The following is a 23,608-nucleotide window of genomic DNA, read 5'->3' on the forward strand; positions in this document are numbered from 1 at the left end:
CGTCAGCTTGCCTTCCGTGCCGGGGCGGTGGGGTGGGCGGCGGCGTACTTGTCCAGGACCGTCTTGCTCGGCAGGCCCCGGCCGGCGACCTGGTGGCCGTTGGCGCGCGCCCAGGTCCGGATCGCGGCGAGCTCGTCCCGGCTGTAGGCGCCGCTGGTGCCGGTGCGGATCGGGGTCGGTGCGGTGGCGGCCACCGTGGTGGTGCGGGTGCCGGCCTTCACGGCACGCAGCTCCTGCTCCGCCTGCTCCAGGGCCTCGCGGGCCTTGGCGACGCGGGCCTCCGCCTCGCGCTGCGCGGCCTCGCTGTCGCGGCGGGCGGACAGCTCGGTGAGGGCGGCGGTGATGCGGGCGGCGCTCTTGCGGACCGAGGCGGCCGGGTGCGCGGCCGCCCACTCGATCAGCTTCTGGAGGGAGTCGGAGCCCGGGAGCGGGACGACGGGCACGTCGATCACCGGGCTCATGGATGCGCGGGGGAGGTCGAGGACCTTGTCGGCGATGAGGTCGCTCAGCTCGGCCTCGGTCAGTCCGGTGGCCTCGCGGATGTCCTGCTCGCTGGCGCCGTCGGCGTGCATCGACAGCGCGACGGACTCGTGCGCGGAAAGGGTGCCGGTGGTGGTCGTCATGGTGGCGGTGTCTCCGGTTTCCGGGAGCGGGTGGATGGTGGGCAGTCCGAGGACGTCCAGGAGGAGCGCGAGGTCGGCGTGGTCGCGGGCGTGCCGTGCGACGGTCCGCGCGGCGGCGGCGAGCTGAGGCTCCGTGCTCGGGGCCAGGACCAGCGCTCCGGCCCGGGTGCTGACGGTCAGGTCGGTGCACACGGTCGCCTCCTACGCGGCCTTGAGGCCGGCCACGAGCCGGGAGCGGTTGAGGCGCTGCTCCTCGGCGGTGAGCTGCGGCAGCAGGCGAAGGGAACCGTTGAGTTCGCGGTCGAGATGGACGATGCGGGCCTGGGCCACGGGCAGCGGGGTGTGCCGGGCGGCCTCGGCGCGCTCGCGGCGGGCCTGGTCCCGGGCGGCCAGGACGTCGACCCAATCGGGTCCGAGCCGGTCGGCCAGGCGGCGGCGCAGGGCGCAGCGCTGCGCGGGGGTGGTGCCCGCGAAGACGCCGTCCTGGGTGAGCGTCCTGTTGACCAGCGCCCACCGCAGGCAGGCGGTGACGATCGGGCAGGCGGAGCAGGAACGCCGCGCCTGCTCCAGCCGCCCCCGCGCCGCGTCCTTCGTGTCGCCGCTGAGGTCGCCGGAGGCGAGGTCGAACAGGGCCGGGTCTCGGCGGCAGCAGGTCGGGGCGGAGGTGCGCGGGAAGGGGAAGCGGGGGTCGGGGGCGGGGTCGGTGGGGTGGGTGCGGCTCATGACGCGGACTCCGGGGCGAGCTGGGGGAGCTGGAGACGGACCTGGTCGACGAGGTCCTGCGTCGGCTTCCACGCGCCGAGCTGCCCGCGGACGGCGGGGATCGGCAGCGGGAGCTCGTGGACGTCGGACAGGACCAGGTGCCAGGCATCGGCCTGGGCCCAGGGGGAGCAGGGCGGGGGGCCGGCCGGGTCCTGGTGGCAGTCGGTCAGGCGGGCGATGCCGATGACGGCGCCGGTGTGCAGGTCGCGGCCGCGGATCGCGGTGGCGACCAGCGGGTCACGCAGCAGCGCGGGGGCTGGCTTCGCCTTCCCGGCGTGGATGAGCACCCAGCCGCGCCACGGCCAGGGCACGGGCCTGTTCTCGATGTTCTTGCCTGCCAGGACGCAGGTGGCCCAGGGCTGGCGGATCGTGATGCCCCGCACCCAGGTGCCCGGGTCGGCGGGGAGAGTCGAGTCGCTCATGCCGCCCGTCCCCACGTGGCCGTGCCCGGGCGGCCGAGGCGCCGGCCGTTGAGGGAGGGGACCGTGGCGTGCTCGGCGGTGGCGAGGACCGGGCGGCCGGTGTGCTTGCCGTCGTACAGCGCGGCGTCGGCGGCCCGCTGAAGTGCGGACAGGTCCCGGCTGCCGACGGCGGACGGGGCCGCGGCTCCGACCGAGGTGGCGACGTCGACCGTGCGGCCGTCGTCGAAGACGACCATGGTGTGCGGCATCCGCACCAACTGCTTCAGGCGCTGGACGCGGCGAGCGGCGGGGAGGTCCAGGACGAGTGCGAACTCGTCGCCGCCGAGCCGCCCGACGGCCGCGGACGGCCCGGCCCAGGCGGTGAGGCGGGCGCCGGACGCGGCGAGGACGGCGTCGCCGGCCGCGTGCCCGAACTGGTCGTTGATCGCCTTGAAGTGGTCGGCGTCGACCATGACCACGGTCACGGTGTCGCCGTGGCGGGCCAGGAGGCGGCGGGCGCGGTGGGTGTAGGCGTCGCGGCGCAACAGGCCGGTCAGCGGATCGCGCTTCGTGGCGGCGAGGCGCCGGTGGAGGGTGAGCGCGTGGAGGGTCCAGCCGGTGAGCGGGACCGCGAGGGTGGTGATGAACAGAGCGCGCTGACCGATCGGGCCCGGAACGCGCAGAACGGAGTCCATACTTGGATCTCCCTCTCGTCTCGTACGAGTTGGGTGGCCCGGGGCAGGCGGACTGGTTTGGACGCCGATGTACGCCTGTCCCGGGGCGGAGCTACAGCGCGAAGCGGCTGCGGGTGGTGCAGCTGAGCGGGTTGTGCCAGGGGCCGGCCTTCGCGGCCGTCCACTCCATCTCCCAGCCGGGCCGCAGCCCGGAGGCTCCCCAGCTGTCCGGCTCCTTGCCGGGGACCTCGAGGCCAGCCTGCTGCGCGGCGAGCGCGGCGTCGTACACCTCATGGGCGCGGCGCAGGGCCGCGGCCGGGGAGTCGGCGACGCCGGTGAAGACGTGCAGACCCCTGCGGGCCGGGTCGGCGGTGTCGTGTATCGGGACGTCTACCTCGTAGACCTTGTGGTTCGGCATGACGCCCGTCTCCTTTCTTGTCTGGTTCGTGAGGGGCCACCGCGCCGTCCCGGCCTTGGTGGCCGGGGCGGCGTGGAAGCCCGTCGCGGTCGCGACGGAGCAGGGGGTGTTCCGGTCCTCCGCACCGCCCCCGGACTCCGCGCGATGCACGGGCCAGGGGGCGGCACAGGGAGCCGTCAGACCGTGCTCGGCGCCACCGCGTCGAGGGCCTCGGCCGTCTTGCGGGCGCGCGGGGCGAGGTCGTCGAGGATGTCCCGGACGTTGGTGATGGGGACCGGCGTCGGGTCGTCGGCGGCCAGGAGCGTGTAGCGGGGCTCGGCGATGCCGCGCTCGCTCTCCTCGCGGCTGTAGTGCAGGACCGTGCCGGGGGCGAGGTAGTAGGTGGCCTCGCCGTTGGTGTAGCCGCGCCACCGGCCGGGGTTGCTCAGCAGCTGGTCGCTGAGATCGATGCGGTAGGCGGCCTGGGCGGCGCGGCATGCGGCGTCGTCCTCGGCGGCTGCGGCGACCTGGTCGAGCGCCTCGCCCAGGCCGCTCGGCACGGCGACACTGCGGGCCTCGGCCACGCGGGTCTGGGCGGCGGCGCGCATCTCGGCGACGTCGGCCGGGGCGAAGCGGCGGCGCAGCGGGGCGAGCACCGCGTCGGCGACTGTGGTGAAGACGAAGGCTCCGCCAAGCGCGACGGCGCCGGTGGCGGCCAGGCGCAGGTCGGCGTAGTAGGTGGCCGGGTAGTAGGTGTAGCCGGCCACGGCGCCGCTGACGGCACCGGCCAGCATGGTGACCATGTCGGTGCCGTCGAGCAGGGCCTGGATGGAGCGGCGTACGGATGCGCGCACAGCGGGTTCTCCTTCGAGAGGGGAAGGGCGGCCCCCAGGCGGCGGGCCGCTTCAGCGGGGTGGTTCGTCGTGCCCGGCGGTGCGGGAGGGGAGCGCGCGGGCGGCCGGTTACCGGGTCTTCGCGCCGGTCGTGGCAACCAGGGAGGCGACCGTCTCCCAGCCGTGGTGCCAGGCGGAGTCCAAGTGGAAGGACCCGTTTATGCCGAAGTCCGCGAGCTTGTAGAAGCCGCCCTTGCCGGTCTTGGAGGCGAGCTTCTCCAGCAGGCCCTTGCCCGGGACGCGCCGGTCGGCGGCGTAGTGGGTGCCGAACGACACCGCGAGGGCCGCCGCCGCGGCGGCCGGGTGGACCTTGATGCCGAGCGCGCGGGCGCCGAGTCCGGCGACGATCGCCTGCGTGGCCGTGTAGGTCAGGCAGTGCTCCAAGCACGCCTTGCGGCCGTCGGCCGTGCCATGGGTCGTCTTCTTCTCGGTGACCGGGTCCTCGTAGGTGACCGGGTAGTCGTCCGAGGCGCCCTTCACCCGGGCGCAGAAGTCGTTCTGCACCCAGAAGTCCCCGATCGCGCTCCCGGCACGGGTCAGTCCGAGCAGGGCGGCGAAGAGAGCGGGACGGTGAGCCTGCATGAGGTGGTCCTCTCGGTTCAGGCGGCCAGCAGGTGCGGGGCCGGGGGAGCGGTGTAGGAGGCGGGGTCGGCGGGCGTGCCGTCGTAGCACTCCAGGCACGAACCCAGGGCCTTCAGAGGGATGCAGTGGAAGTAGCGCCGGCGGCAGGTGCCGCAGGTCTGGCGCTTGGCCATCGCCTTGTCGAGCGCGGCTTCCTTGGCGAGGGTCATCGGGAGCTTGGGCTTGGCCAGGTCGATCCGGTACAGCCACGCGAACCGTCGGCCTCCGCGGCACTCGATACGGGCGACGGGCTCCTGGCCGCCGGGACGCAGGCCCATCTCCCGCAGCTGTCGGCGGGTCGCGAGCCCGGGACCGGCCTGGCGCCACCGGAAGACCGGCAGCGAGCCGTCGCCGGGGTCGTGGGGGTCGACGTCGACAAGGTCCTCGTCGGTGTAGTGGGCGTGCACGGGTGCCTCCCCCGAAGTGGGTGGGTGGTCTCGCTCCCACCACCATGCTGTAAAGGGGTTTACGCTGTCAACGTGTTTACAGAAGAAAGACGTTGACAGGCTGGTGGTATGGCTTGATCCTCTTAGGCATGACGAATTCGGATACCTCCGCGCACGTCGGCGTCACGGAGATCGGGGAGATGCTGGGCGTCAGCCGCCAGCGGGCGAACGCCCTCGTGGCCAGGCCGGACTTCCCGCCGTTCCTCGCGCGGACGAAGGCGGGCCGGGTGTGGGAGCGGGTGGCCGTCGAGGAGTGGGAGAAGGACTGGGACCGTACGAACGTCGGCGGCCGGCCTCCCAGATCCGCCCCGCAGCAGTAGCAGCACAACGACCGGCCTCGAGCCGGAAGCGCGCCGCACGGATCATCCGTGCGGCGCGCTTCCGTGTGCAGCCGACCGGGACGTCACCGGCTCCAGGCACCAGGGAGCCGAGCGGGGTGCTGCGGGTAGCGGGGTCCAGGGCGCCTCAGTCGCGGGCGTCCGATCCGGCGGCGCGGGCGGGGAACGAGCACGGGATGTCCTCCAGCAGGTGTGGGTGGGCAGTGCTGCGCCCTGTCGGCGAAGGGCTCGCCGACAGGGCGCGGGGGTGCGAGCGAATGGCCGGGCGGTGTGGCCGGATCAGCGCTGGACCTGGGTGGTGCGGTGGGGGTCCGGGGACGGCGCGACGGTGAAGATGCCGTCGCCAGTCAGGGCGTAGGCGAGGCGGGTGGACAGTTCGGTTTCCTCGGCCTTGAGGAGTTCCAGGGCCTGGGTGATGCGGTACTCGGCGGCCAGGCGGCCGCGCTCCTGGTTGCTGGCGCGGTCGTGGAGTTCCTGGATATGGGTGGCGAGCTGGCGGTGGGTGCGGGTGCGCATGAGCCGGAGCATCGGGTCCTCCTTGGCGGGGTGGAAGCACCGCGCCCTTCGGTGGAAGAGAGTTCCGGCGAGGGGCGTGGGGGGCCGGGCGGCCGGTCCGGATCACCGGTCCTCGCCCCGGTGCGGGGCGGGGGACGGTGGTCCAGGCGGGGCGTCCGGGGTCAGTTCTGGGAGGGCTTTTGCGGGTCGAACGGCTTGTAGACCGGCGTTTGGGCCTCGGTCCGGGGCAGGTGGATCTCGGCGTGGACCTGCGGGGCGGGCTGTGTGGGGATGTGGACGTCGACGTTGATGTCCCGGGTGAAGGAGAGGCTGTGGAGGGCGAGCAGGCTGAGCGCGGATCCGGCGACGGCAGTGATGGCGGTGGCGACCGTGCGGCCGGGCTCGGGCGTCGCGGACCACACCATGGCGATGGTCGATCCGACCCATAGGACCCAGGTCAGGCGGGCGACGCTGGCTGCGAGCGCCTTCCCCAAGTGCGCCATGGCCGCGATCATCTCTGTGATGACAGGGCCTTCGATACCGATGACCCGGGCGGCGTGTTCGCAGTGCTCGCCACCATGACCAGCCCGTACACAACTACGCGGTCGGCGCGGCCGCGCTCGACGCCGGACACGCGGCGGGGCGCTGGCGGTGGGGGTGTTGTCGGCGTGCTGGCCCAGGACGAAGCCGCCGACGAGGGCGGCGGAGGCGAGGACTTGGTGGCGGTGGGCCTGCCACCAGGTCGGCTTGGCTGGCTGCATCGGCTGGATGGTGAGAATGGGGACGGGCGCGGGCTGGGGACGGAACATGCGGCACTCCTGGTCGACGAGGGGTGGAGCGGGTGCGGGCCGGGCGGCCTGTCCGGTCCTCGCCCGGACCGTCGTACGGGCGGGGCGAGGACCGGGCGGGGCGGCAGGACCGGGGTATTACTGCTTGTTGCGGTTGCGGTTGCGGTCGCCGAACTGGATGTTGATGTCGCCGCTGCGGCCCAGGAGACGAGTACCGCCGGTGTCGATCTGCGGGGCGAAGACGACCGTCTGCTCGGTCTGGCTGGTGGTGGCCTGATCGGTGCCGAGGGCGCCGCGCAGAGAGCGGCTCAGGAGACGGGCGCCGAGGATGAGGACGGCGAGGGTGACGGCGACCTTCCAGATCATGTCGAGCAGGTCCACGAGGTCTCCGAGGGCGGGGGCGGCGATCCGCAGGGCGACGGCGCCGCCGAGCGCGAGGAGGGTGAGACTGCCGGCGACCATGCCGATGGCCTTCGCCCATGCGGGCATCGGCTCAGCCGGTGTCGTGTGGGTGGGGGCCGGGTCGAGGCGCTGCGGGACGGGGCGGCCCCAGGCGATGCGGCCGTCGGGGAGCTGGACCTGGACGGAGCCGGGAACGGGTACCTGGTAGAGCGTCACCTGCGGAGCGGTGACCGGCTCCAGGGTGTGGTGGGTGGGCGGGGCCGGCTGCCAGACGGCAGCGGGCAGGGCCGGGTTGCGAAGGCCGACGTCCTGGCCGACCGCGCACTTCTCGGTGTTCATCGGGCGCTCCAAGGGGTCAGGGAAGCGAGAGGGGATGCGCCGGAGGCCGGCCCCGGGGGCCTCCGGCGTGAGGGGCGGATGGGTCAGGCCGCGGTCTTGTACTCGCCGGCGTGGGTCTCGTGGATCCAGGCGCCGTGGCCGAGGTTGACGACGGGGATCTCGGGGTCGTCCTTCATCCGCTTCAGGGCGGTGCGGACCTGGGGACCGGTCAGGTCAAGGGACTTGGAGATGACCGCGGGGGCGACGGGCTTGCCGTGCTTGAGAAGGAAGGTGACGATCCGGCGGGCAGTGTTCGACAGGGCCGGGCCCGAGGGCTCGACCGCGTCGGGCACGGCGTCCTCCTGCTGCGCGGACACGGAAGTCTTGGCCCTTTTGCGGGCCTTGGCCGGGGCGCCGTTGGTGAACCGGTCAGGGTCGTAGGTGTACTCTTCGCCGGCGTTGCGCAGGGAGAGCATCAGAGCGTGCTCGTCCAGGACGTGCCGCAGGATCGGCAGGGCGTCGATGGACGCCTGCTCGATTCCGGTGGTGACGCCCTCGTGAGCCAGGCCGAAGGCGTCCTCGACGTTCGGGGCGCGCCACATCGCGGCCCGGTTGTCAGGTCCGGCGAGGTAGCCGAGGCCACCGGTGGTGCTGCCGTCGCTGAACTCCTTCGGAATCGCTCCGGGGTCGATGTCGCCCAGGGCGTTGCCGGCGGCCCGCTTGCCGGTCGCCGAGGAGCCGGAGCGGAGGACGAGGTTGTTGCCGCCCTGGAGGATGTCGCGGATCAGGGTCTCGCCGCCGAGCTCGCTCGCGTTCGGGCTCTGGTTGGCGAGGCGGAACTTGATACCGACCTTGCGGGCCTCCTTCACCAGGTCGCCGATGAGCTTGACGGCCTCTTCGCCGTATTCGGTGTCGTTGAGGAGGTCGTGGGCCTCGTCGAGGGTGAGGACGACCAGCGGGTCGGGATCGCCGGGGACGAAGAAGGCGCGGCCGACGCGGGTGCGGCCCTTGTCGTCGGTCCACTTCATCCGGTTGTAGCGGCTGGAGCGCTCCTTCATCAGAGCGTGGACGGCCCTCAGGACGACGATGCCGAAGTCGTTGCCGGGGGCGAAAGCGGCGACACCGTCGGGCCAGTCCGGCAGGGACAGGCCATGCTGCGGGTCGATGACGAGCGAGCAGACCAGTGGGCTTCTGCGTTCGATCGCCAGCAGCGCGTCCAATGCCCGGGACTTGCCCGAGCCGGAGGTGCCGGTGATGAAGTCGTGCACGGCGCCGGAGCCCGGCAGGAAGAACCGGTAGTTCGCCTCGTCGCCGTCGTAGTACACGCCGAACGGAGCGAGGCCGGTGTCCGGGTCCAGGACGTGCTGGGGGCCGAAGAGAGTGCCTTTCTTCAGCGGGTTCTCGGTGAAGACGGTGATCTTGCCCTTGCGGGGGGCGAGCTTCTCCAGCGCGATCAGGTCGGGGTCGTCGATCCCGAGGGCGGACAGCACGTCGTCCAGGCCGGTGATCTTGAAGGACTTGCCGCGCGGAACGTGAATCTCCGCCGACCAGCCGCCGCCTGGTGTGGCGAGCGGGGAGACCAGCTTGCTCTTGGGGTAGGGGCCGTCAGCGGCGGCGGCGTACTCCATCCAGTCGAGCATCTGCTGGGCGAGGGCGGGACTGGACTCAGCCGGTCGTCGGCCCCACCTGCGCCATACCCAGGCGCCGTAACCCAGCGACCAGGCCAGGGAAAGACCCCACAGAGGATTCTCGCCCCACTCCGGGCCGCCGGTGGCGGCCATGGTGGTCAGCAGGCCGGACCCGGTGAGCGGCATGGACAGGCCGGTCACCTGGTCGACCTGGGACGGCAGGGTGCGGGCCGGACGCCAGATGCCCTTTACCTTGACCAGGCCAGGCATCCAGCCCCAGGCTCCCGCGCCGGCGGCTCCGGCCGCGCCGAGGGTCAGGGCGGTCTTCCAGCCGTCGCCGGTCATCGACAGCAGCTCGCCGGCGGGGCCCAGGCTCGCGGCGGTGAGCGCGACCGTGAGGCGGCCGCGATTGTCCAGCGCCCACTGCTTGACGGGCCGCTTGCCGGTGGCGGCCTTCGCGGTCACGGCGCTGTTCTGCGCGGCGATGAAGGCCGCGAAGTCGGTGTACTGGGGGGAGGGGTTCCTCGGGGCGCGCACGGGGGTGTCCCTTCGTGTTCGGGCGGCGGAGAGCCGGGAGTCGGTGGTGTTCGTTTCGGGTCGGGCCCGGTGCTCCCCACCGCCTCCGCCCCGCCCCCCGTACGTGACGGGAGGGGCGGGGCGGGGGCGTCTGGGCAACAACGGGGCCGGGCCCCGCCGAAGTTCGGCGGGGCCCGGACGGCCGGGTACTGCGGGGGCGTCTATTCGGCGTTGTAGAAGGTGTTCGTTGCCATCGGCACGTCGGCGTCGTCGACGGCGTCCTTGATCCGGCCGTGGTTGCGGTGCGCGGTGCGCGCTGCCTGCTCGGCCTGCTGGACGGAGTTGTCGGTGGCGTTCTTGTAGGCGTCGGCGTACGACTTCTGTCCGGTGATCAGGTCACCGAGCATCTTGACGTTGCCGATGGTGTAGCGGTCGAGGTTGAGGGCGGTGAGCTCGCCGGCCGCGCCGTCCATGCGGGCGGCCATCGCCTCGTTCCAGCGGGCGATGTTGTCGACGTCTTCCTGGCGGGCCTCGACCTCCGCCCTGATCGCGTTCAGTGCGACGAGGAGCGCGCGGTGGGTGGCAACGTCGCCGACCTTGGTGATCGCCATAGGGGCTTCTCCTTGTCAGTTCTCGTAGTAGCCGGCCTGGGCGGCCAGCTCGATGGGGGAGGACTGCACGGCCTCGGCGATCCCGCCGTGGCTCTTGTACGCCGCGGCCGCGGCGGCGCTCGCGAACGCGCCGGTGTCGGTGGCGGCCTTGGAGTAGGCCAGGGCGGTGCGGGACTGGACGCTGATGGACTCGCGCAGCAGGGCGATCTCCTGGAGGGTCTTGTCGTCGACCTCGAAGTCGGTGAGCTGGCCCTCGATCCGGTCGAGGAGGTCGGACAAGGCCCTGTCGTCGGCGGCGACGGCCTCGGCTTCCTCTGCGCGCATCTCGCACATCGCGCGCGTCAGGGTCAGGGCGTTCATCAGGCCGTCGAGGGTGCGGATCTCGGGGATGAGGGTGGCCGGTGAGGACATCAGGTCTCCGGTCTGGTCGGGGTCGGGCACCACCGCAAGGTGGCGGTGGCCAGTGGGGGTCTCGGGTTCGGTGGTCTTCTGGGCTGCGGAGGCGGCCCGTTCTTCGGCGGCGCGGGCCCGTTCCTCGGCGGCTGCCTCGCGCTCCTTGGCCTCCCGCTCGGCCTTCTGCGCGGCGAGAACTTTCGCTGTGGCCTCGCGGTGACGGGCTGCTTCGGCTTCCTTCCGCGCCTCCTCGGCCTTGCTCTCAGCGGCCTTGACGCGCTCTTCAGCTGCCTCGGGGTTCAGGCCGCGGCCGTAGCCGAAGCGGGGGTCCTCCAGTTCGTCCCAGAGCAGCCGCCTGCCGGAGTTCTGCTCGGGTGTGTCCTCCTCGTCGGACCAGGGATCGGTGTCGAGGCCTGGACGTTCAGCGGGAGCGGACGGGCGTTCAGTGTCTGCGCCCCGGTGTTCAGCGGGAGTCGGCGGGAGTTCAGCGGGAACGGTGGGGGGTTCAGACGGCTTGGGCGGGTGGGCAGGCGGCGGGCCGGCCGCTTTCAGTGCCTCGGCCGCCTTCCTTTTCGCATCGGCCTTGTCCTTGGCCGACTTCTTCCTGGCGGCCCTGGCGGCCATCTTCTTGCGGCGCTCGGCGCGGATCTCCGGCCATCGCTCGCGATAGCCCTCACCGGCCGCCTTCCACATGGTGGAGCCGGTCTCGGTGACAACCGCAAGGGGGATGGCGGCCTTGCCCCCGAGCTTGGCCGAGCGGGGGGCGACGGCGCTGAAGGTGCCGCCCGGGTCGGTGGGCCCGGGCGCCTCCTTCTCCTTGGTCTTCGCCGTCTTGTCCTTCGGGCCGCGGTCGGCGACCTTCGCGACCGTCTCACGGGCCGCGGGGGAGTCGTGGCGGCGGTCGCTGGTGCTCGCGATCGACTCCACGCCGCGGGCTCCGGCGTAGGCGATGGCGGCCAGTACGAGCAGTTCGATCACGGGTCAGGCTCCGTTTCAGGAGATGCCGAAGGCGCCGGCGATGAGCATGGCGACCTTGGTGACGATCCAGCCCAGGACGGACTGGACGCCCTCGCCGACGGGGCCGGGGATGGTGGAGGCGAGGACCGGGACGACGGCGGCGACCAACAGGGTGCGCTTCTCGATCCTCCGGGTGATCAGGTCGTTGGCCAGGACGAGGACGCCGGCCAGGGCGGGGACGCCGGTGATGATCAGGCCGGTCCACTCCCCGACCGCGCTGACGGCCCAGGAGTCGACCTGGTTGACGGTCTCGTTCCACCAGGCGCCGGCTGGGGTGGCGACCATCGCGGCCGACGCGGTCATGACGAGCACGGCCTGGGCGCGGTCGGTGTGCAGGCGGCCGGTGACCCGGCTCAGTCCGGGCAGCTTCTCGGCGAAAAACAGCAGAGCGGCGGACCCGGCGCAGGCCCCGCCGGCGGCGGCGGTGACGGCGGTCTCGATCATGGTCGTGGTGTCCTTTCCGGGACTAGGAAGGGGGCTTGACGGATGGTCACTCAGAGTCGTACCCTCGCGCGCGCACGCACGCGCTCGTGCGCGCGAGTGCGCGTGGCCGTACGGGTGGGGTCGGTTTCGGCGGTCACAGCCGCCGTCACAGCTCTTGTCACAGCCCCGGTCACAGCCGGGGGCGGTTACTGAGCGTGCGTTTCGCGGAGGCGCTCGAGCGCCTGGACGACGTCCTCGTAGGCACGCTCGCGGGCCGTTTCGGGGAGCCGGTCGAACTCCCCGCGCAGCCGGTCGAAGAGGACGGAGGCCTCCATGTCGGAGCCCTCGGCGCGGGCCTCGGCCAGGCGCGCGCCCCAGTGCTCGGCTCGGCGGGCGAGCTTCTCGGCACGCTTACGGCGCAGGGTCTTCTTCCGCTCCGGCGGGTTGTCCCACGGGGTGGCCGGGGTGGGCGGGTTGGGGTTGGTCACGAGCGGATTCACCTCCTTGCGGAGCGGGGTCGTGGCAGGGTGGGTACCGGCGCTTCGGCGCCCTCACCGGGTCCCGGGGCGCTTGTCCCGCCCCGGGACCCGGTGGACCGTCGAAGCTGCTGGTTTGCGCGGTTCAGCGGCCTGTCAGACCGCCCGCAGGATGGCCTCGGGCCCCTGGCCGCCCTGCTCCTTCTGCTTCTCGAGGAGCTGGACGGCGCGTGTCCTGCGGTCGTGGGCGGAGCCGGTGGAGATGCCGAGCTCCTCAGAGATCACGCGGATGGTGACTGCGCTCTCGCCGCGGGCCTGGATCATCGCGGCGACCCGGTGGGCGTCCCATTCGGCCTGGTTCATCCGGGCCTGGGCGGCGTACTCAACCGCGCGGGCCACGTGTTCAGCGGCCCGCGCCTCGTGTTCGGCAGCTTCCGCCTTCGCCTTCTCCTCGCGGGCGGCGGAAGCAGCGATCTCCTCCTTGTCGAGCTGCTCCTGCTTGACCGCGTTCACGGCCTGCGCCCGCTGTTCAGCCTCCCGCCGCTCGTGTTCAGCGGCGTCCGCGAGGGCTTTCCTCCGGTCCGTCTCGGCGCGGGCCTCACGCTGCTCCGCCTCGACGATCCCGGCACGCCGGGCGGCCTCCTCGCGCTCGAAGCGGGCAGCGGCGTCAGCCTGGATACGGCGCGTCTCCTCCGTCGCCTCCGAGGCCATCCGCTGCTGCTCCAGACCCCATTTGGCCTGCGCCTTCTCCCTTTCGATGCGGGCCGAGGTACGGCGCTTCTCGGTCTCGTCAGCGAGGTCCTGAGCCTCAGCGGCTGCCTTGTCCTCGGCAAGCTTGAGCGCATGCTGACGCTGCGCCTCGCGCAGTTGAGCATCCGCCTCGGCCTTCTGAATCTCCGCCTGAGCCTCGCGCTCCGCTTCCGCCTTGGCGATCTTCAGGCGGCCCTCGGCACGGATCCTGTCGACCTCCGCCTGAATCCGAGTGGTCTGGATCTGAACATCAGCCTTGACCTTCTGAATCTCGGCCTCAGCCCTCTGAACAGCCGCCTCGGCGAGACGCTTGGTCTCGCGGACGTCCTCCATCAGCGGGACAGCGAGCGCCTCCTCGACTGAAAGGCCGACCCGGCGAAGTTGAAAGGGAGCCAGCTCCTTCTGAGTGGCCCGCCGGCGCCACCGCCGCGTCTGGTACTTCGAGGCCAGCTGCTGGGCGTAGACCATCCACTCCTGATGCTGAGCGAGCGCGTCCTCGTAGGAGGTGATCTCCTCCTGCCGCATCAGCTTCCAGATCAGCCACGTCGTCCGCGGCTGGGTAAGCCACCGTGACAGACGGATCTTGCCCATCCGCCGCGCCCCGGTCGTCTCGCCGATGTGCGCGGCATACAGGTGCGCGGCAATCTCGGAGAAGATCACCCATAGGGCGGCGAGGGCGGCGTGGCCGATCTGCGCCGGAACCGTGTTCGCAGCCTCCCAGTTGAGATAGATCGTGGCGATCGTGCCGCCCCGCGGCACCCACTTAATCCACCACAGCGGGCGGCCCGACCGGATCAGCAGCAGATTGATAATGCCGAAAGCCAAGATCGACACGTCGATGCCGACCGGCAGCAGCCACGGGCTGTCCCACGCCCAGCCGCCCTCGGCGGCAGGCAGCTTCGCCTTGTCGTACAGGGCACCAAAGGAGGAGTAGAGGCCAAGAACGGCGACTGCGGTGCCGAGGAACGCACCGAAGCCCGCGAGCCACAGCTCCCACTTCGCGTAGGCGCGCTCCACGGACTGCTTGTCGACGTGCTCGTCGGACTCCTGGTCACCGGGGTGAAGGCCGGGGGCGTCGGCGTCGGCCGGGAGGGGGATACCGGGCGGACGGGCCGCGTCGGCGTGGATCGTCATGCTGTACTCCTTGATCGGTCGTGCCGGGTAGCCGGCCGCGACGGTCAGCCCGTCGCCGCAGTCCTGGATCCCAGGCCGGTTGGACAGGTCCAGGGCGGAGCCCCGGAGCTCTCCGCCGCCCCTCGGCATGCGGGCGAGGAACGACAGGAAACTCAGGGAGCGCGAAGGAAAGCCGGCCCGTCAGACGCCCTGGGCCGGCTCAGCGGAGCCGGGCCCATGCACCCGGGCGAAGCGGGCGCCGGCGGTCAGGAGAAGGGCGACGTCGGCATGAGTGCGGTGCAGCCGCTCCGACCAGGGCGTGGCCCGAGCGGTGTCCGACCCGGTGCGGGCCTGGACCAGAAGGTCCAGGACGGTGAGGGCGATGTGAGCGGTGTCCGTGTCACCGTGCTCACAGGCCTCGCCGACGTGGCGCAGCGCGGTGGGCAGGGTGCGCTGCGGAACGTCGTCGATCTCGTCACGCACCAGGCGCAGGAGCAGCCTGAGCATGTCCTCGGCAGTCATGGAGTCGTCGGTGGTCAGGTCCGCGCCCCTCGACCAGTCGGTGCCGTGGTTGTAGGTGGGGATCCATCCGTCCTTGTCGAGCAGGGCGATCGTGGCCTCCATGTGGAGGGCCACGGCCTCGCCGGTGGACTCCTCGCCGGACGGGCCGGTCCACACCGGCCGGAAGCTGTCCTTGATGAGTCCGGCAGCCTGGGTGAGGGTCCTGTTGGTGAACGCGACGTCGGTGTTGGTGGTGGTCATGCGGATTTCTCCTCGGGTGAAGGGGAGCGCCCCGGCCGGTTGGTCGGGGCGTCAGGGAGGGAGCGGAGCTGCGGAGCTGCGGGGACGCGGGGGGGGGCGGTCGCCCCGCGCCACAGCAGTTCCGGGGGTGTCGTTGAGGTGGGTCCCGAGCCGTGGTGTGCGGCTCGTACGCTTGCCACCCGGCCTCTGTCGGGTGTTGGGGGGCGCCCCGGGTTCCTCGGTGTCTAGGCGGCGGCGACGGACCGGGCGCGCGACTTGCGTCGGCGCAGCGCGCGGCGCTCGTCCTCGGACAGGCCGCCCCAGATGCCGGACTGCTCGCCGCGCTCCAGGGCACCCTGGAGGCAGTCGGCGATCACCGGGCAGGTCGCGCAGATCTTCTTGGCCTCGTTGATCTGCAGGAGCGCGGGCCCGGTGTTGCCGTTGGGGAAGAACAGGTCGGGGTCATCCACGCTGGTGCAGGCACCGCGGGGCTCGGCGGGCGCGGTCTTGGTGGACACGGGCGCATAGTGGAGAGTGGCTACGATGTACTTCATCAGGGGCCTCCAGACAGGGTCCTGTTGAAAGAGCAGCCCCGGGGATTGCGGCCCTGGGGCTGTTGCTTTGTCGACGGCCGCACAGGCCGGAGCGGGGTGATCCCGACGCTCTCCATCGGCCCCGCACGGAGCGCGGGGCCGATGGGCAATGCCGGAGTCGCGCTAGCTCAGGTGGTTGAGGTAGGCGTTCTGGAGAGTCGAGAACGACTCGTACAGCCGCGCCCCGGCCCGGCATTTCGGGCTCGGGGCGGTGGGCGTGCAGCCGGGACAGCCAGCGGCGTGACGGCGGTAGGCGGTGTCGGCAGCCATGTACCGGCGGTACAATTCGCTCTTCTGGCGATCGGTCACTTCTGGTGGTTCTCCGACCTCTTGTTCTGCTCTGCGTTCTTGCGCGACAGCTCGGCGCGTTCGGCTTCAGTCACAGCGCTCACTCCCCTCGGGCCGTGCCGGTCCCGGCCAGAGCCGGGGTGAGCGAGTCGTTGCTCCGGCGCTGCCGGTACGAACGAATCGGGCTCGCGCCCTCAGCGGCCTTCACCGACCGGGCAAACGTCAGGACCTCCTGACGCTCGTAGCCCGGATTCATGTGGCCGAGTGTGCGTCGGGCCTGGCGGCCGGTCTGCTCGGCGCGGCAGTCACCGTCGGAGACGAGGTGACGCACCAGCTGGTGCAGTCGGGCCTCGGGCTCGTAGCCCTGGGCGTCGTCCTCGTCTTGAACGTCGTCGATGACCCCGGCTCGGACAGGCAGACCCGCCCGAACGGCGGGGCGCGCACCACTGCGGTAGGTCTGGAACGTGTCAGCAGATGTCGGGCGGTCGTCGATCAGCAGCGGAGTGGTGTGTGGAATGCTGGAGGGGAACAACGGGGCCTCCTACAGGGGTCCAGGATCGGCCTCCGGTGGCACCCGGGGGCCGATCTGCTTTCGGTCGGCTGTCGTACGAGCAGCCGCAGGCCGCCCCCGCCTCCGGAGTCGGAGCGGGGGCGGTCTGCGGTCACTGGTCCGGGAGCTAACTGGCCGGGCGCCGGGTGGTCAGGCGGCGGCGGGCTCGGTACGGCGGCGGCCCGTGCAGATCGTCCGGCGCAGCCGGGCGGCATAGGGGAGAAGGGCGTCGACCAAGCGCTCGCGGACGAGTGCGGTGACGGTCGGGTCGGTGGCGACGATGTCGCGGGCGGCGTCGACCCGGGCGGCGATCTCGGCGGCGTGGGCGTGCGACAGGGCGAAGCGCTGGTCGGCCGGGGTGGTGGCCAGCGCGGCAGCGTACCGGCGACGCTCCCGGATGGTGGCCGCCGGCTCGTGCAACTCCAGCGGCGTGCCGAATAGGACGTCCAGGCCTACATCGAGCCCGTCGTCCAGGTTGGGAAGCGGGACGTCGAGAGCGTCCAGGAGAGCGAGGGTCTGACCGTCCAATGCCTCCTCGTCGTGGTGGGGCCTGGCGGTCAGCCGGTCGGTCGGGGCGAGGGTGGTCTGCATCAGGTCCTCCGGGTCAAGGCGATCGGGCGGGACGGGAGCGACCAAGGCCCCGGTCGCCCCCGTGATCGGGGCGGCCGGGGCCTGGGTCTGCGGGGCGTGCTACCTACTGGTTCCGTTCGAGCTGTTCTTTCTGCGTCGCCAGGAGCGCGATCACGCTCATGAGCTCGGCGCGCTCCCAGTCGGTGAGCTGTGGCGCGTTGGTCTTGCGCGGGTTGAGCGTCTGGATCACCGCTGTCAGCGTGTCGTCGACCCGCTGGATGTCGGCGGCGCCCACCGCCTCGGTGTGCTGGGCCCACTGCTGCTCGTGCAGCAGACGCAGCTTCCAACCGCGACGGTCCTTCCGGTCCTCGCGGTCCAGCTGAACCTTGGTACGGACGGGAGCGGCGCGCTTGGTGTGGGCGGCGAGCTGGGCAAGTCGGCGGCCGTCCGTGCACCGGGCCGCGAGATCTGCGGCACGGAGGAAGTTCCCCTCTTCGTCTGTGAGGGTGCAGTTGGAGCAGCCCTTGATGTGGGCCTCGTCCAGCTTGTGTGCGGTCTTGTCGTCGACCAGGCCGCCGATGATCTGCATGACGGCAGGCGTGACTGCGGTCTGGGGCTTACGGGTTACGCGGTTCGAGCGGCGGCCGTTGGTCTCGGCGACGCCCTCGGTCAAGCGCTGCGACCAGCGCCTGACGGTGACGTTCATGTCGACCAGGCGGTGGCTGCCAGGGCAGCGGACGGGGTCTTCGGTGCCGGCGGGCTCGGTGTGATGCGGGACGAGCTTCGCCGTGGCCCGCTCCGTCTGGGCGACGCGGATCGGGACCCATGTGCGGCAGCTCGGGCAAATGAGAGAGATGCAGGCCGGGTCAAGGTCGTACTCGTGCGGGTGGAGGGTGGAGAGGACCAGGGTGTCGAGGTGGCTGCGTGTGCGGGACCGGGTCCTGAGCTTGCGCTCGCGGCTGGTGGTCTCGATCTCGCGGAGGGCTGCGGTCATGGGGAACTCCTCACGGACGAAGCGGGGCAGGAATGCGTCGCGGGTGCTCTCTCGGCCCACCAGGCCGCACCGGAGATGCCGGGCGTCCTGTTGGACTGACAGCGCATACGCGCTGCGACGGTGCACGCAGAAGTCCTGGACCCAGGAGGAGTTAGTCGCCTCAGACTCCTGGGGCCACCGAGGTGGCAACAACTGCGATGGTGCGGTCCAGCAGCATTCCTGGAAGAGACCCGGCTTGACGTACGCCAGCTTCATTTCGGGCAAGCTGAGCAGGTGCCTTCCAGAGGTCTGCCTTTGCGGGGCGACCCATGTGAGACCATAAGCCCATGAGCCTTAAGGGCACAAGGCTTATGGTTGGCCATGTGGGTGAAAGTCTCATGGCACTAAGGTTCCGACAGGTCGGCCATGACGGAGAGGACACACCGTGAGCAGCGACGACGCGTGGATCGGAGACGCACAGCCGTACCTCGCGGCCCGTCGAGATGGAGAAGAGGACGCTTGGAGCTCCGAAGCAGCCGCACACGGAAGGAGGGGGGCCCAGGAACTTCTCGCGGTCCAGGAAGTCGAAGGGCCGAGCGTCGTCCGCGAGTTCCTCCAGATCGAGCCCGGCCAGCTGACCGTGGTCCGACGCCGACTGATCTTGCTCGATGGTGCCCCGATCGAACTCGCTGACTCCTATTACCCCCCGAGCGTGGCCCGAGGGACGGCCCTCGCGACGAAGGGGAAGATCCGAGGCGGAGCGATCAGCCTGCTGGCAACTCTCGGGTTCATCCCCGAGGATGGGCCGCTCGAGGACGTCGCCGCCGCGATCGCAGCTCCTGACCAGTGCGCGGCTTTGCAGCTGAAGCCGGGTACGCCCGTGCTAGTGCTGACGCGTTTCACCCGGTCCACCGCCAACGAGCCGATAGAGGTCAGCGTCATGACGATGACGCGACACCTTCAGTACCGACAGTGGAAGGCAACAAGCTGAAGATGACCAGGCCAATCTCTGACCCTCGGTCGGCTCACCAGAAGATCGCAGCTACGCTTCGCCGGCAGATCACGCGCGGAGACCTGACCCCAGGCTCCCGACTGCCGTCCACTCCCGCGCTCATGGCGGAGTACAACGTCGCCGGCACCACGGTGCAGAAGGCGCTGCAGATGCTCAAGGCGGAGGAACTCCTGATTGGCCAACCCGGCAAGGGGGTGTTCGTCCAAGGTGGGACCCAGCAGTCGATTTCACCCGAGATCTACATGCCACCTGCAGCCCCGGGAGAGCCGTATCGCTGGATTACTGAAGCAGAGAAGCGCTCACAGCGCGGTTCGGTGACGTTGCTTGAGGTCGCGTCGGTCACCCCCCCATTCGAAGTCCGTCGCGCCCTCGGGCTCGAGGAGGCGGGCCAAGCCATTCTCCGCAAGCAGGTCCTCCACCTCGACGGCCAGCCCGCCGAACTAACCCATTCGTTCTATCCGCTCGAACTGGCCGAAGGCACGGCCGTGGTGGAGCCTCGGAAGATCAAAGGCGGCACCCCGACGCTTCTGGCCGAACTCGGATACCCACCCCGCTCCTTCACAGACGAGGTCTCATCGGAGATTCCCACGGAGGAGGAGGTCATCGCCCTTCAGCTCCCCAAGGACATGCCCGTCATGGTGACGTTCCGCGTGGTCCGGTCGGACGACCAACGGCCGATCGAGGTGTCCCTGATGACCAAGGCTGCACACAGATACCGGATGCGATACAGCGGCACCGTGGAGTGACATGAGCTTCGAGGATGCCAAGAGAGCTAACCACCTTAAGCCAGCACGCCTTAAGGTGGTAGTCTTCGGTCGACCGCTACACCTACTCGACACGTCGTCACCTGCCGTCACTCTGCGGCAGATCGTGGGAGTAGGGTGTCCCTCGAATCGTGATCCACAAGTAAACAAGAAATAGCCCCGTTCGACCTGCCAGGGTCTCCAGGGGCTCTCGACCGGGGTAACCCGGTCCGGCGAACCCCTTTACTAGAGGAAGGAGGTCGCGTGATGCAGGGTACCCGTACCCGCACGCGGACACACATCACCCCACCGTGGCAGCGACGAACGCGCGTCGCTCCGGTGGGGTGTCTGCGTTCCTCTGAACCTCGTGGCGCCGACTTGAGGGTGGGCCGATGGGCCCGGACGAGCCTCACCAACTTCCGAGCTGGCAGGCAGCGCGGGCGGTTCTCCCTGTCGGGGGTCTTCACGAGGTAGTCACGACGGGCGGCAAACAGCCGCCGGGACGCCCAGTCCACGAGGTGTAAGAGCACCTCGGCTGAGCGCCCCCTCCTGACACCGATCGGGTTAGCAGCCCGATCGAAGGGGTTGTCCGGACCGGTTAGCAGCCGGATCCGAACACTCGTACTGGTTCTCCCTGAACCACGAAGCACCTACAGGGGCTTCGCTGTGCCGTCTTGGCGATGCCTCCACGACAGGAGCCATTGTGCAGGACTGCCATGCCTTTTTCCAGCCCAGCTACGCCTGTTTGATCCGCTTTCACGCGGTATGCGCACTGCCTTTCGCGGCACTCCGTGCCCATGTCGCTCCAGTCGCGGCCGTCGGCAGTGTTCGGTGAGCGCGTTTGCGACGGAGTCCGCGAGGCCGCTGGGGCTGATCGGCGACGCCATGGCCGCGGCTCCGTTGATGGCGCGGCACCGGAACCGAATGCGGCCTACGCCAGCGGATCATGTGACGGCCGTCACACAACTTCATGGTCACAAATCAGCGTCTCCCCGACCCTTCCGGTCGTGTGACCTCCCATTCCTCGCGTATTCGCCTCTCATCGCAGGACAGTTCTCCGAGCCGGCGGTGGCGGTGCTCGTTGTCGGGTTCCTTTCCGTGGTGTCCCGGAAGGTGAGCCGTTGAGCGCGGCACCGGCGGTACAGGCCGTCGCCGGGGTCATCCCGGTGCCTCGTCCCGCCAAGGGAAGAACACGTCAGGGCCTCCCGGGTGCCCTCCGGTGCGGCGCCCACGGTGTTCTTGGCGAGCCCGGTGAGATGGGTGTCGGACAGGATGTGCTCGAGCCGGAGCTGTGGGTGCCGGAAGCGTCGCAGTGGCTGTCGTCGTCGGTGGGGCGGGTGGCGCTGGATGGCTATTCGTGGATGCAGGCGGTGCACTGGGTGGCCGGGTCCGGGCTGTACCAGCCGCGCCGTCACCGGTCCCACGGGCCGCGCGGCTTCGGGCCGACAACCGTGCGTGTCGCCCAGGAGCTTGCGCGGCTCTTCCCGTGCCGGCCGGGTATCGAGTACCTGGTGCGCCGCACGGGGCTGTCGGAGCGGTCGGTACAGAACCACCTGCAGATCCTGCGGGAGACGGGGCTGATCGCGTGGATCGTCCGAGGCACAAGGGTGTCCGGCGGTCCGGCGCAGGCCAGTGAGTTCGCGCGGATGATCCCGCCCGAGTTCGACGTCGCGCTGGGCATCCGTACGGTGCAGCGCGACGAGCTGGCTCCGGCGTACACGCGTGCGGTGACGGGGATCGCGGAGGCCGGCCGGGGGCTGATGGCGCGCCTGGGTAGGAAGGCTGCCCGGAAGGTGCGCCGGCCCCGGCCGACGACGTCGGTGAAGGAGTGCTCGAAGGCAGCTCCGACGGGTGCCGCGGTGGGCGCTGAAGGGGTCGCTGAGGCGGCTGTTTCGGCAGGGTCGCGTTGCACCCCAATGGAGGGTGGTGCTGATGGTTCTTCTGCTACCGGTACTACTTCGCTCCCCCCTGAGAGCAAGCTCGCAAGCGGGCAGAAGGAGTCGTCGAGCAGGAAGAAGCTGAAGGTAAGGGCCGGTGGGCGGAAGCTGGCCGAAGGCCGCCGGAAGCTGAACATCACTGGGCGCCGTTTCCAGATGGGCCGGGAGCTCACCCAGCAGGTGGAGTGGCTGCGGGGCTGCGCGGTGCCCCGCATCTCCTGGGTCTCCCGCAACGTCGCCGATGCCGGATGGACCACCACCGAAGTCCTGGCGTGGCTGCACCTGCGGGGCACCGCCCAGAAAGTGCACCGCGGCTCCGGCCTGCTCGCAGTCCTGCTCACGAACGCCGAGCAGGTGCTGGACACCCCGGCCAAGCGCGCCGACGCCGTCGCACAGTGGCGCGGCGCCCAAGAGGCCCAGCGTCGTCACGACATCAAGCGCGTCCGAGCCGAGCGCGACCGCTACGAGGGCGACTGGCAGAACCCGGCAAGCCGCGCGGTCCGCACCGAGGTCGACGGTGCCATCGCCCAGCTCAACAACCTCTCGCGGACCGCCGCCCAGGACCTCCCCGACGACCCCTTCGCCTCGGGTGCGGCGTCCTACCAGGTCGGCGACGACGAGTTCGCCGAACTGCGCGCCGCTGCCCAGGACGGGCTGGCGCACGGCGACACCAGCCTGATCAACGACACCATCCACGCCTGCGGCCCCGAAGACGCTCTGCGCGTCTACGGCCCGGAGTTGATCAGCCGCGCCCGCCGGATCGACCAGATCCGCCGCAGCTCCTTGACCACCCTCACCTACGGCGCCTGAGGAGACATCGACCATGACCGACACCACCCAGACCACCGCCGTCCCCGCCCACCCGGACGCCTCCGCCGCCAGCACCGAACCGTCGGGGGCCGACCTGGCCCGCCTCATGCTTCAGCGAGCCCGGCAGGACGCTAAGCAGCGCGGCACCGACCAGCCCGGCCCGGCCCGCCGCCCGAAGAGGAAGTCGACCATCCAGTACCACGGGCGGGCCCCGGTCGGACTCGCTGGCGCCTTCCAGGGCCTGCTGGCCGACCGGGGCTGGAATGTCCCGACCGCCGGCGGCAGCATCCTGGACCGCTGGCCCGACTTCGCCGCCGCCGTCGCCCCCAGGCTCGCCGCCCACACCACCGCCGTCGCCTACGACCCGCAGACCGGACAGCTCGACCTGATGCCCGACTCACCTGCCTACGCCACCCAGCTGCGTCTCATGACCCCCCGGATCATCACCGCCATCAACGAGACGTCGGGCACGGCCGCCGTGCGGACGATCCGGGTCCGCCAACCTGGCGCCCTCCCCGCCGTCCCAGCCCCCGCGCCCGCCACCGGGAAGACGGCGACCGAGCCGGCAGGTCCGGTGAAGACCCGCGAGACAGCCTCCGAGGGATTCCGGCGCGTGCTTGCCCTCCACCACGCCTCCTACATGCCCTTCCAGCAGGACCCCGCTCTCGCCGCCGCCGTCGGCCGCCAGGAACAGTTCCGCCGCGACCTCGGCACCCGCATGTTCCCCGACATCGAGGACAACCAGGAGGACGAGACGCCGACTTCGCTGGAGGAGATCCGCGCCCAGCAGCGCCAAGACAACGAGAACATCCGCATCGCCGCGATCCTGCGGGCCCGCGCGGAACGTGCCGGACAACCGGTACCGGCCGTCAGGCCTGCCCTGCGCCAGACCGGATGAGCGCCCCTCCTCTGCTTTCGGAAGCAGGACGGCTGCCACTGAGCCTGACCGCGGCCGAAGGCACTTCCCGTGGGCAACTCCGTGACCGTCTACAAGCGCATCGGGCAGGTCGTCGGCAGCCAGCCGGATGCGGAAGTGGTCGTGCTCGGCGGCGCGCGCAGAGATCCTTGATGACGGGCGTGCTGGTTCGGGGGTCGGTGGAGACGAAAGCGGCCGGCGCCCACTTCCGCCGAGGCGGGTGGCAAGGGCGCCGGCCAACCGAAAACACACACTCCGGGAGACCCGAGAGGCGTATCTCGCTTCTGAGTGTATCCGTACGAGGCGGCGTTGCGGATCCAGCCGACTTGCCAGTGATGATACAAGCTAGGTAATGTTGTCTTGCTCGCGGGTGGTGGCAGCCCGCAGCGC

Annotated in this window: 28 protein-coding genes; 5 read left to right on the forward strand and 23 right to left on the reverse strand. The window is 70.8% G+C overall.

What is annotated here, in order from left to right:
• Window positions 1-2: 2 nt before the first annotated feature.
• The 8 genes from ACIP84_RS35285 to ACIP84_RS35320 form a co-directional block, all read right to left on the reverse strand.
• Window positions 3-815, reverse strand: coding sequence for a hypothetical protein (locus ACIP84_RS35285; RefSeq protein WP_401803720.1), 813 nt, complete (start codon window positions 813-815; stop codon window positions 3-5).
• A 9-nt stretch (window positions 816-824) separates the two neighbouring features.
• On the reverse strand, window positions 825-1,346 hold the full coding sequence (locus ACIP84_RS35290; RefSeq protein ID WP_401803722.1) for a WhiB family transcriptional regulator: 522 nt from the start codon (window positions 1,344-1,346) through the stop codon (window positions 825-827).
• The gene (locus tag ACIP84_RS35295; RefSeq protein WP_401803725.1) at window positions 1,343-1,807 is read right to left on the reverse strand and encodes a hypothetical protein; all 465 of its coding nucleotides are present in this window, start codon (window positions 1,805-1,807) and stop codon (window positions 1,343-1,345) included. Before ACIP84_RS35295 ends, ACIP84_RS35290 begins: the two co-directional genes overlap by 4 nt.
• A complete protein-coding gene (locus tag ACIP84_RS35300) occupies window positions 1,804-2,481 on the reverse strand; it encodes a GGDEF domain-containing protein (protein WP_401803728.1) in 678 nt (225 codons plus the stop codon). Before ACIP84_RS35300 ends, ACIP84_RS35295 begins: the two co-directional genes overlap by 4 nt.
• A gap of 91 nt (window positions 2,482-2,572) precedes the next feature.
• Complete coding sequence (locus ACIP84_RS35305) at window positions 2,573-2,878, reverse strand: hypothetical protein (RefSeq protein ID WP_401803730.1); 306 nt, start codon at window positions 2,876-2,878, stop codon at window positions 2,573-2,575.
• Window positions 2,879-3,054: 176 nt separating this feature from the next.
• Window positions 3,055-3,711, reverse strand: coding sequence for a hypothetical protein (locus ACIP84_RS35310; protein ID WP_401803733.1), 657 nt, complete (start codon window positions 3,709-3,711; stop codon window positions 3,055-3,057).
• A 108-nt stretch (window positions 3,712-3,819) separates the two neighbouring features.
• Window positions 3,820-4,332: a hypothetical protein gene (locus ACIP84_RS35315; RefSeq protein WP_401803735.1), complete on the reverse strand. Its 513-nt coding sequence runs from the start codon at window positions 4,330-4,332 to the stop codon at window positions 3,820-3,822.
• A 17-nt stretch (window positions 4,333-4,349) separates the two neighbouring features.
• Entirely contained in the window at window positions 4,350-4,778 is a 429-nt protein-coding gene (locus tag ACIP84_RS35320; protein ID WP_401803736.1) for an RRQRL motif-containing zinc-binding protein, read from the reverse strand.
• Between the two features lie 128 nt (window positions 4,779-4,906).
• Here ACIP84_RS35320 and ACIP84_RS35325 point away from each other — a divergent pair, with 128 nt between their 5' ends.
• A complete protein-coding gene (locus tag ACIP84_RS35325; protein WP_401803739.1) occupies window positions 4,907-5,137 on the forward strand; it encodes a hypothetical protein in 231 nt (76 codons plus the stop codon).
• 297 nt (window positions 5,138-5,434) lie between these two features.
• On the opposite strand, the gene ACIP84_RS35330 is transcribed toward ACIP84_RS35325, so the two are convergent.
• The 15 genes from ACIP84_RS35330 to ACIP84_RS35400 form a co-directional block, all read right to left on the reverse strand.
• Window positions 5,435-5,683, reverse strand: a complete 249-nt coding sequence (locus ACIP84_RS35330) for a hypothetical protein (RefSeq protein WP_401803741.1) — start codon at window positions 5,681-5,683, stop codon at window positions 5,435-5,437.
• Between the two features lie 149 nt (window positions 5,684-5,832).
• Window positions 5,833-6,459 (reverse strand): hypothetical protein, encoded by a 627-nt coding sequence (locus ACIP84_RS35335; RefSeq protein ID WP_401803744.1) that lies wholly within the window; start codon window positions 6,457-6,459, stop codon window positions 5,833-5,835.
• 117 nt (window positions 6,460-6,576) lie between these two features.
• Window positions 6,577-7,179: a hypothetical protein gene (locus ACIP84_RS35340; protein WP_401803747.1), complete on the reverse strand. Its 603-nt coding sequence runs from the start codon at window positions 7,177-7,179 to the stop codon at window positions 6,577-6,579.
• Between the two features lie 83 nt (window positions 7,180-7,262).
• Entirely contained in the window at window positions 7,263-9,323 is a 2,061-nt protein-coding gene (locus tag ACIP84_RS35345; RefSeq protein ID WP_401803749.1) for a hypothetical protein, read from the reverse strand.
• A gap of 200 nt (window positions 9,324-9,523) precedes the next feature.
• Entirely contained in the window at window positions 9,524-9,913 is a 390-nt protein-coding gene (locus tag ACIP84_RS35350) for a hypothetical protein (RefSeq protein WP_401803750.1), read from the reverse strand.
• Between the two features lie 15 nt (window positions 9,914-9,928).
• Window positions 9,929-11,284 (reverse strand): hypothetical protein, encoded by a 1,356-nt coding sequence (locus ACIP84_RS35355; protein ID WP_401803752.1) that lies wholly within the window; start codon window positions 11,282-11,284, stop codon window positions 9,929-9,931.
• Window positions 11,285-11,299: 15 nt separating this feature from the next.
• Window positions 11,300-11,767, reverse strand: coding sequence for a hypothetical protein (locus ACIP84_RS35360; RefSeq protein WP_401803755.1), 468 nt, complete (start codon window positions 11,765-11,767; stop codon window positions 11,300-11,302).
• A gap of 185 nt (window positions 11,768-11,952) precedes the next feature.
• Window positions 11,953-12,234 carry a hypothetical protein gene (locus ACIP84_RS35365; protein WP_401803758.1) on the reverse strand — a complete coding sequence of 94 codons (282 nt, stop codon included), beginning with the start codon at window positions 12,232-12,234 and terminating at the stop codon, window positions 11,953-11,955.
• Window positions 12,235-12,378: 144 nt separating this feature from the next.
• Window positions 12,379-14,106 carry a DUF2637 domain-containing protein gene (locus tag ACIP84_RS35370; protein ID WP_401803760.1) on the reverse strand — a complete coding sequence of 576 codons (1,728 nt, stop codon included), beginning with the start codon at window positions 14,104-14,106 and terminating at the stop codon, window positions 12,379-12,381.
• A 180-nt stretch (window positions 14,107-14,286) separates the two neighbouring features.
• Window positions 14,287-14,847 (reverse strand): hypothetical protein, encoded by a 561-nt coding sequence (locus ACIP84_RS35375; RefSeq protein ID WP_401803762.1) that lies wholly within the window; start codon window positions 14,845-14,847, stop codon window positions 14,287-14,289.
• 224 nt (window positions 14,848-15,071) lie between these two features.
• On the reverse strand, window positions 15,072-15,380 hold the full coding sequence (locus ACIP84_RS35380; protein ID WP_401803765.1) for a WhiB family transcriptional regulator: 309 nt from the start codon (window positions 15,378-15,380) through the stop codon (window positions 15,072-15,074).
• 162 nt (window positions 15,381-15,542) lie between these two features.
• Window positions 15,543-15,689: a hypothetical protein gene (locus ACIP84_RS35385; RefSeq protein WP_401803768.1), complete on the reverse strand. Its 147-nt coding sequence runs from the start codon at window positions 15,687-15,689 to the stop codon at window positions 15,543-15,545.
• Window positions 15,690-15,807: 118 nt separating this feature from the next.
• Window positions 15,808-16,239, reverse strand: a complete 432-nt coding sequence (locus ACIP84_RS35390; protein WP_401803771.1) for a hypothetical protein — start codon at window positions 16,237-16,239, stop codon at window positions 15,808-15,810.
• A 168-nt stretch (window positions 16,240-16,407) separates the two neighbouring features.
• Window positions 16,408-16,848, reverse strand: coding sequence for a hypothetical protein (locus ACIP84_RS35395; RefSeq protein ID WP_401803773.1), 441 nt, complete (start codon window positions 16,846-16,848; stop codon window positions 16,408-16,410).
• Window positions 16,849-16,951: 103 nt separating this feature from the next.
• The gene (locus tag ACIP84_RS35400; RefSeq protein WP_401803776.1) at window positions 16,952-17,821 is read right to left on the reverse strand and encodes a hypothetical protein; all 870 of its coding nucleotides are present in this window, start codon (window positions 17,819-17,821) and stop codon (window positions 16,952-16,954) included.
• Window positions 17,822-18,245: 424 nt separating this feature from the next.
• Here ACIP84_RS35400 and ACIP84_RS35405 point away from each other — a divergent pair, with 424 nt between their 5' ends.
• From ACIP84_RS35405 to ACIP84_RS35420, 4 genes are all read left to right on the forward strand, one after another.
• Window positions 18,246-18,791 (forward strand): UTRA domain-containing protein, encoded by a 546-nt coding sequence (locus ACIP84_RS35405; RefSeq protein WP_401803778.1) that lies wholly within the window; start codon window positions 18,246-18,248, stop codon window positions 18,789-18,791.
• Between the two features lie 2 nt (window positions 18,792-18,793).
• On the forward strand, window positions 18,794-19,558 hold the full coding sequence (locus tag ACIP84_RS35410) for a GntR family transcriptional regulator (protein ID WP_401803915.1): 765 nt from the start codon (window positions 18,794-18,796) through the stop codon (window positions 19,556-19,558).
• 1,253 nt (window positions 19,559-20,811) lie between these two features.
• Window positions 20,812-22,302, forward strand: coding sequence for a transcriptional regulator (locus tag ACIP84_RS35415; protein WP_401803779.1), 1,491 nt, complete (start codon window positions 20,812-20,814; stop codon window positions 22,300-22,302).
• A gap of 13 nt (window positions 22,303-22,315) precedes the next feature.
• Window positions 22,316-23,200: a DciA family protein gene (locus tag ACIP84_RS35420; RefSeq protein WP_401803781.1), complete on the forward strand. Its 885-nt coding sequence runs from the start codon at window positions 22,316-22,318 to the stop codon at window positions 23,198-23,200.
• The last annotated feature ends 408 nt before the right edge of the window (window positions 23,201-23,608 follow it).

Origin of the sequence: Streptomyces sp. NPDC088707, from assembly GCF_044752725.1 — a bacterium.
Classification (GTDB): Bacteria; Actinomycetota; Actinomycetes; order Streptomycetales; family Streptomycetaceae; genus Streptomyces.

Bases quoted from the DNA above. Each gene is read 5' to 3' on its own strand.
- ACIP84_RS35290 (WP_401803722.1), bottom strand. From the start codon at position 1,346: ATGAGCCGCACCCACCCCACCGACCCCGCCCCCGACCCCCGCTTCCCC.
- ACIP84_RS35295 (WP_401803725.1), bottom strand. From the start codon at position 1,807: ATGAGCGACTCGACTCTCCCCGCCGACCCGGGCACCTGGGTGCGGGGC.
- ACIP84_RS35300 (WP_401803728.1), bottom strand. From the start codon at position 2,481: ATGGACTCCGTTCTGCGCGTTCCGGGCCCGATCGGTCAGCGCGCTCTG.
- ACIP84_RS35305 (WP_401803730.1), bottom strand. From the start codon at position 2,878: ATGCCGAACCACAAGGTCTACGAGGTAGACGTCCCGATACACGACACC.
- ACIP84_RS35315 (WP_401803735.1), bottom strand. From the start codon at position 4,332: ATGCAGGCTCACCGTCCCGCTCTCTTCGCCGCCCTGCTCGGACTGACC.
- ACIP84_RS35325 (WP_401803739.1), top strand. From the start codon at position 4,907: ATGACGAATTCGGATACCTCCGCGCACGTCGGCGTCACGGAGATCGGG.
- ACIP84_RS35330 (WP_401803741.1), bottom strand. From the start codon at position 5,683: ATGCTCCGGCTCATGCGCACCCGCACCCACCGCCAGCTCGCCACCCAT.
- ACIP84_RS35335 (WP_401803744.1), bottom strand. From the start codon at position 6,459: ATGTTCCGTCCCCAGCCCGCGCCCGTCCCCATTCTCACCATCCAGCCG.
- ACIP84_RS35340 (WP_401803747.1), bottom strand. From the start codon at position 7,179: ATGAACACCGAGAAGTGCGCGGTCGGCCAGGACGTCGGCCTTCGCAAC.
- ACIP84_RS35350 (WP_401803750.1), bottom strand. From the start codon at position 9,913: ATGGCGATCACCAAGGTCGGCGACGTTGCCACCCACCGCGCGCTCCTC.
- ACIP84_RS35360 (WP_401803755.1), bottom strand. From the start codon at position 11,767: ATGATCGAGACCGCCGTCACCGCCGCCGCCGGCGGGGCCTGCGCCGGG.
- ACIP84_RS35370 (WP_401803760.1), bottom strand. From the start codon at position 14,106: ATGACGATCCACGCCGACGCGGCCCGTCCGCCCGGTATCCCCCTCCCG.
- ACIP84_RS35375 (WP_401803762.1), bottom strand. From the start codon at position 14,847: ATGACCACCACCAACACCGACGTCGCGTTCACCAACAGGACCCTCACC.
- ACIP84_RS35380 (WP_401803765.1), bottom strand. From the start codon at position 15,380: ATGAAGTACATCGTAGCCACTCTCCACTATGCGCCCGTGTCCACCAAG.
- ACIP84_RS35385 (WP_401803768.1), bottom strand. From the start codon at position 15,689: ATGGCTGCCGACACCGCCTACCGCCGTCACGCCGCTGGCTGTCCCGGC.
- ACIP84_RS35395 (WP_401803773.1), bottom strand. From the start codon at position 16,848: ATGCAGACCACCCTCGCCCCGACCGACCGGCTGACCGCCAGGCCCCAC.
- ACIP84_RS35400 (WP_401803776.1), bottom strand. From the start codon at position 17,821: ATGACCGCAGCCCTCCGCGAGATCGAGACCACCAGCCGCGAGCGCAAG.
- ACIP84_RS35410 (WP_401803915.1), top strand. From the start codon at position 18,794: ATGACCAGGCCAATCTCTGACCCTCGGTCGGCTCACCAGAAGATCGCA.
- ACIP84_RS35415 (WP_401803779.1), top strand. From the start codon at position 20,812: ATGGGTGTCGGACAGGATGTGCTCGAGCCGGAGCTGTGGGTGCCGGAA.
- ACIP84_RS35420 (WP_401803781.1), top strand. From the start codon at position 22,316: ATGACCGACACCACCCAGACCACCGCCGTCCCCGCCCACCCGGACGCC.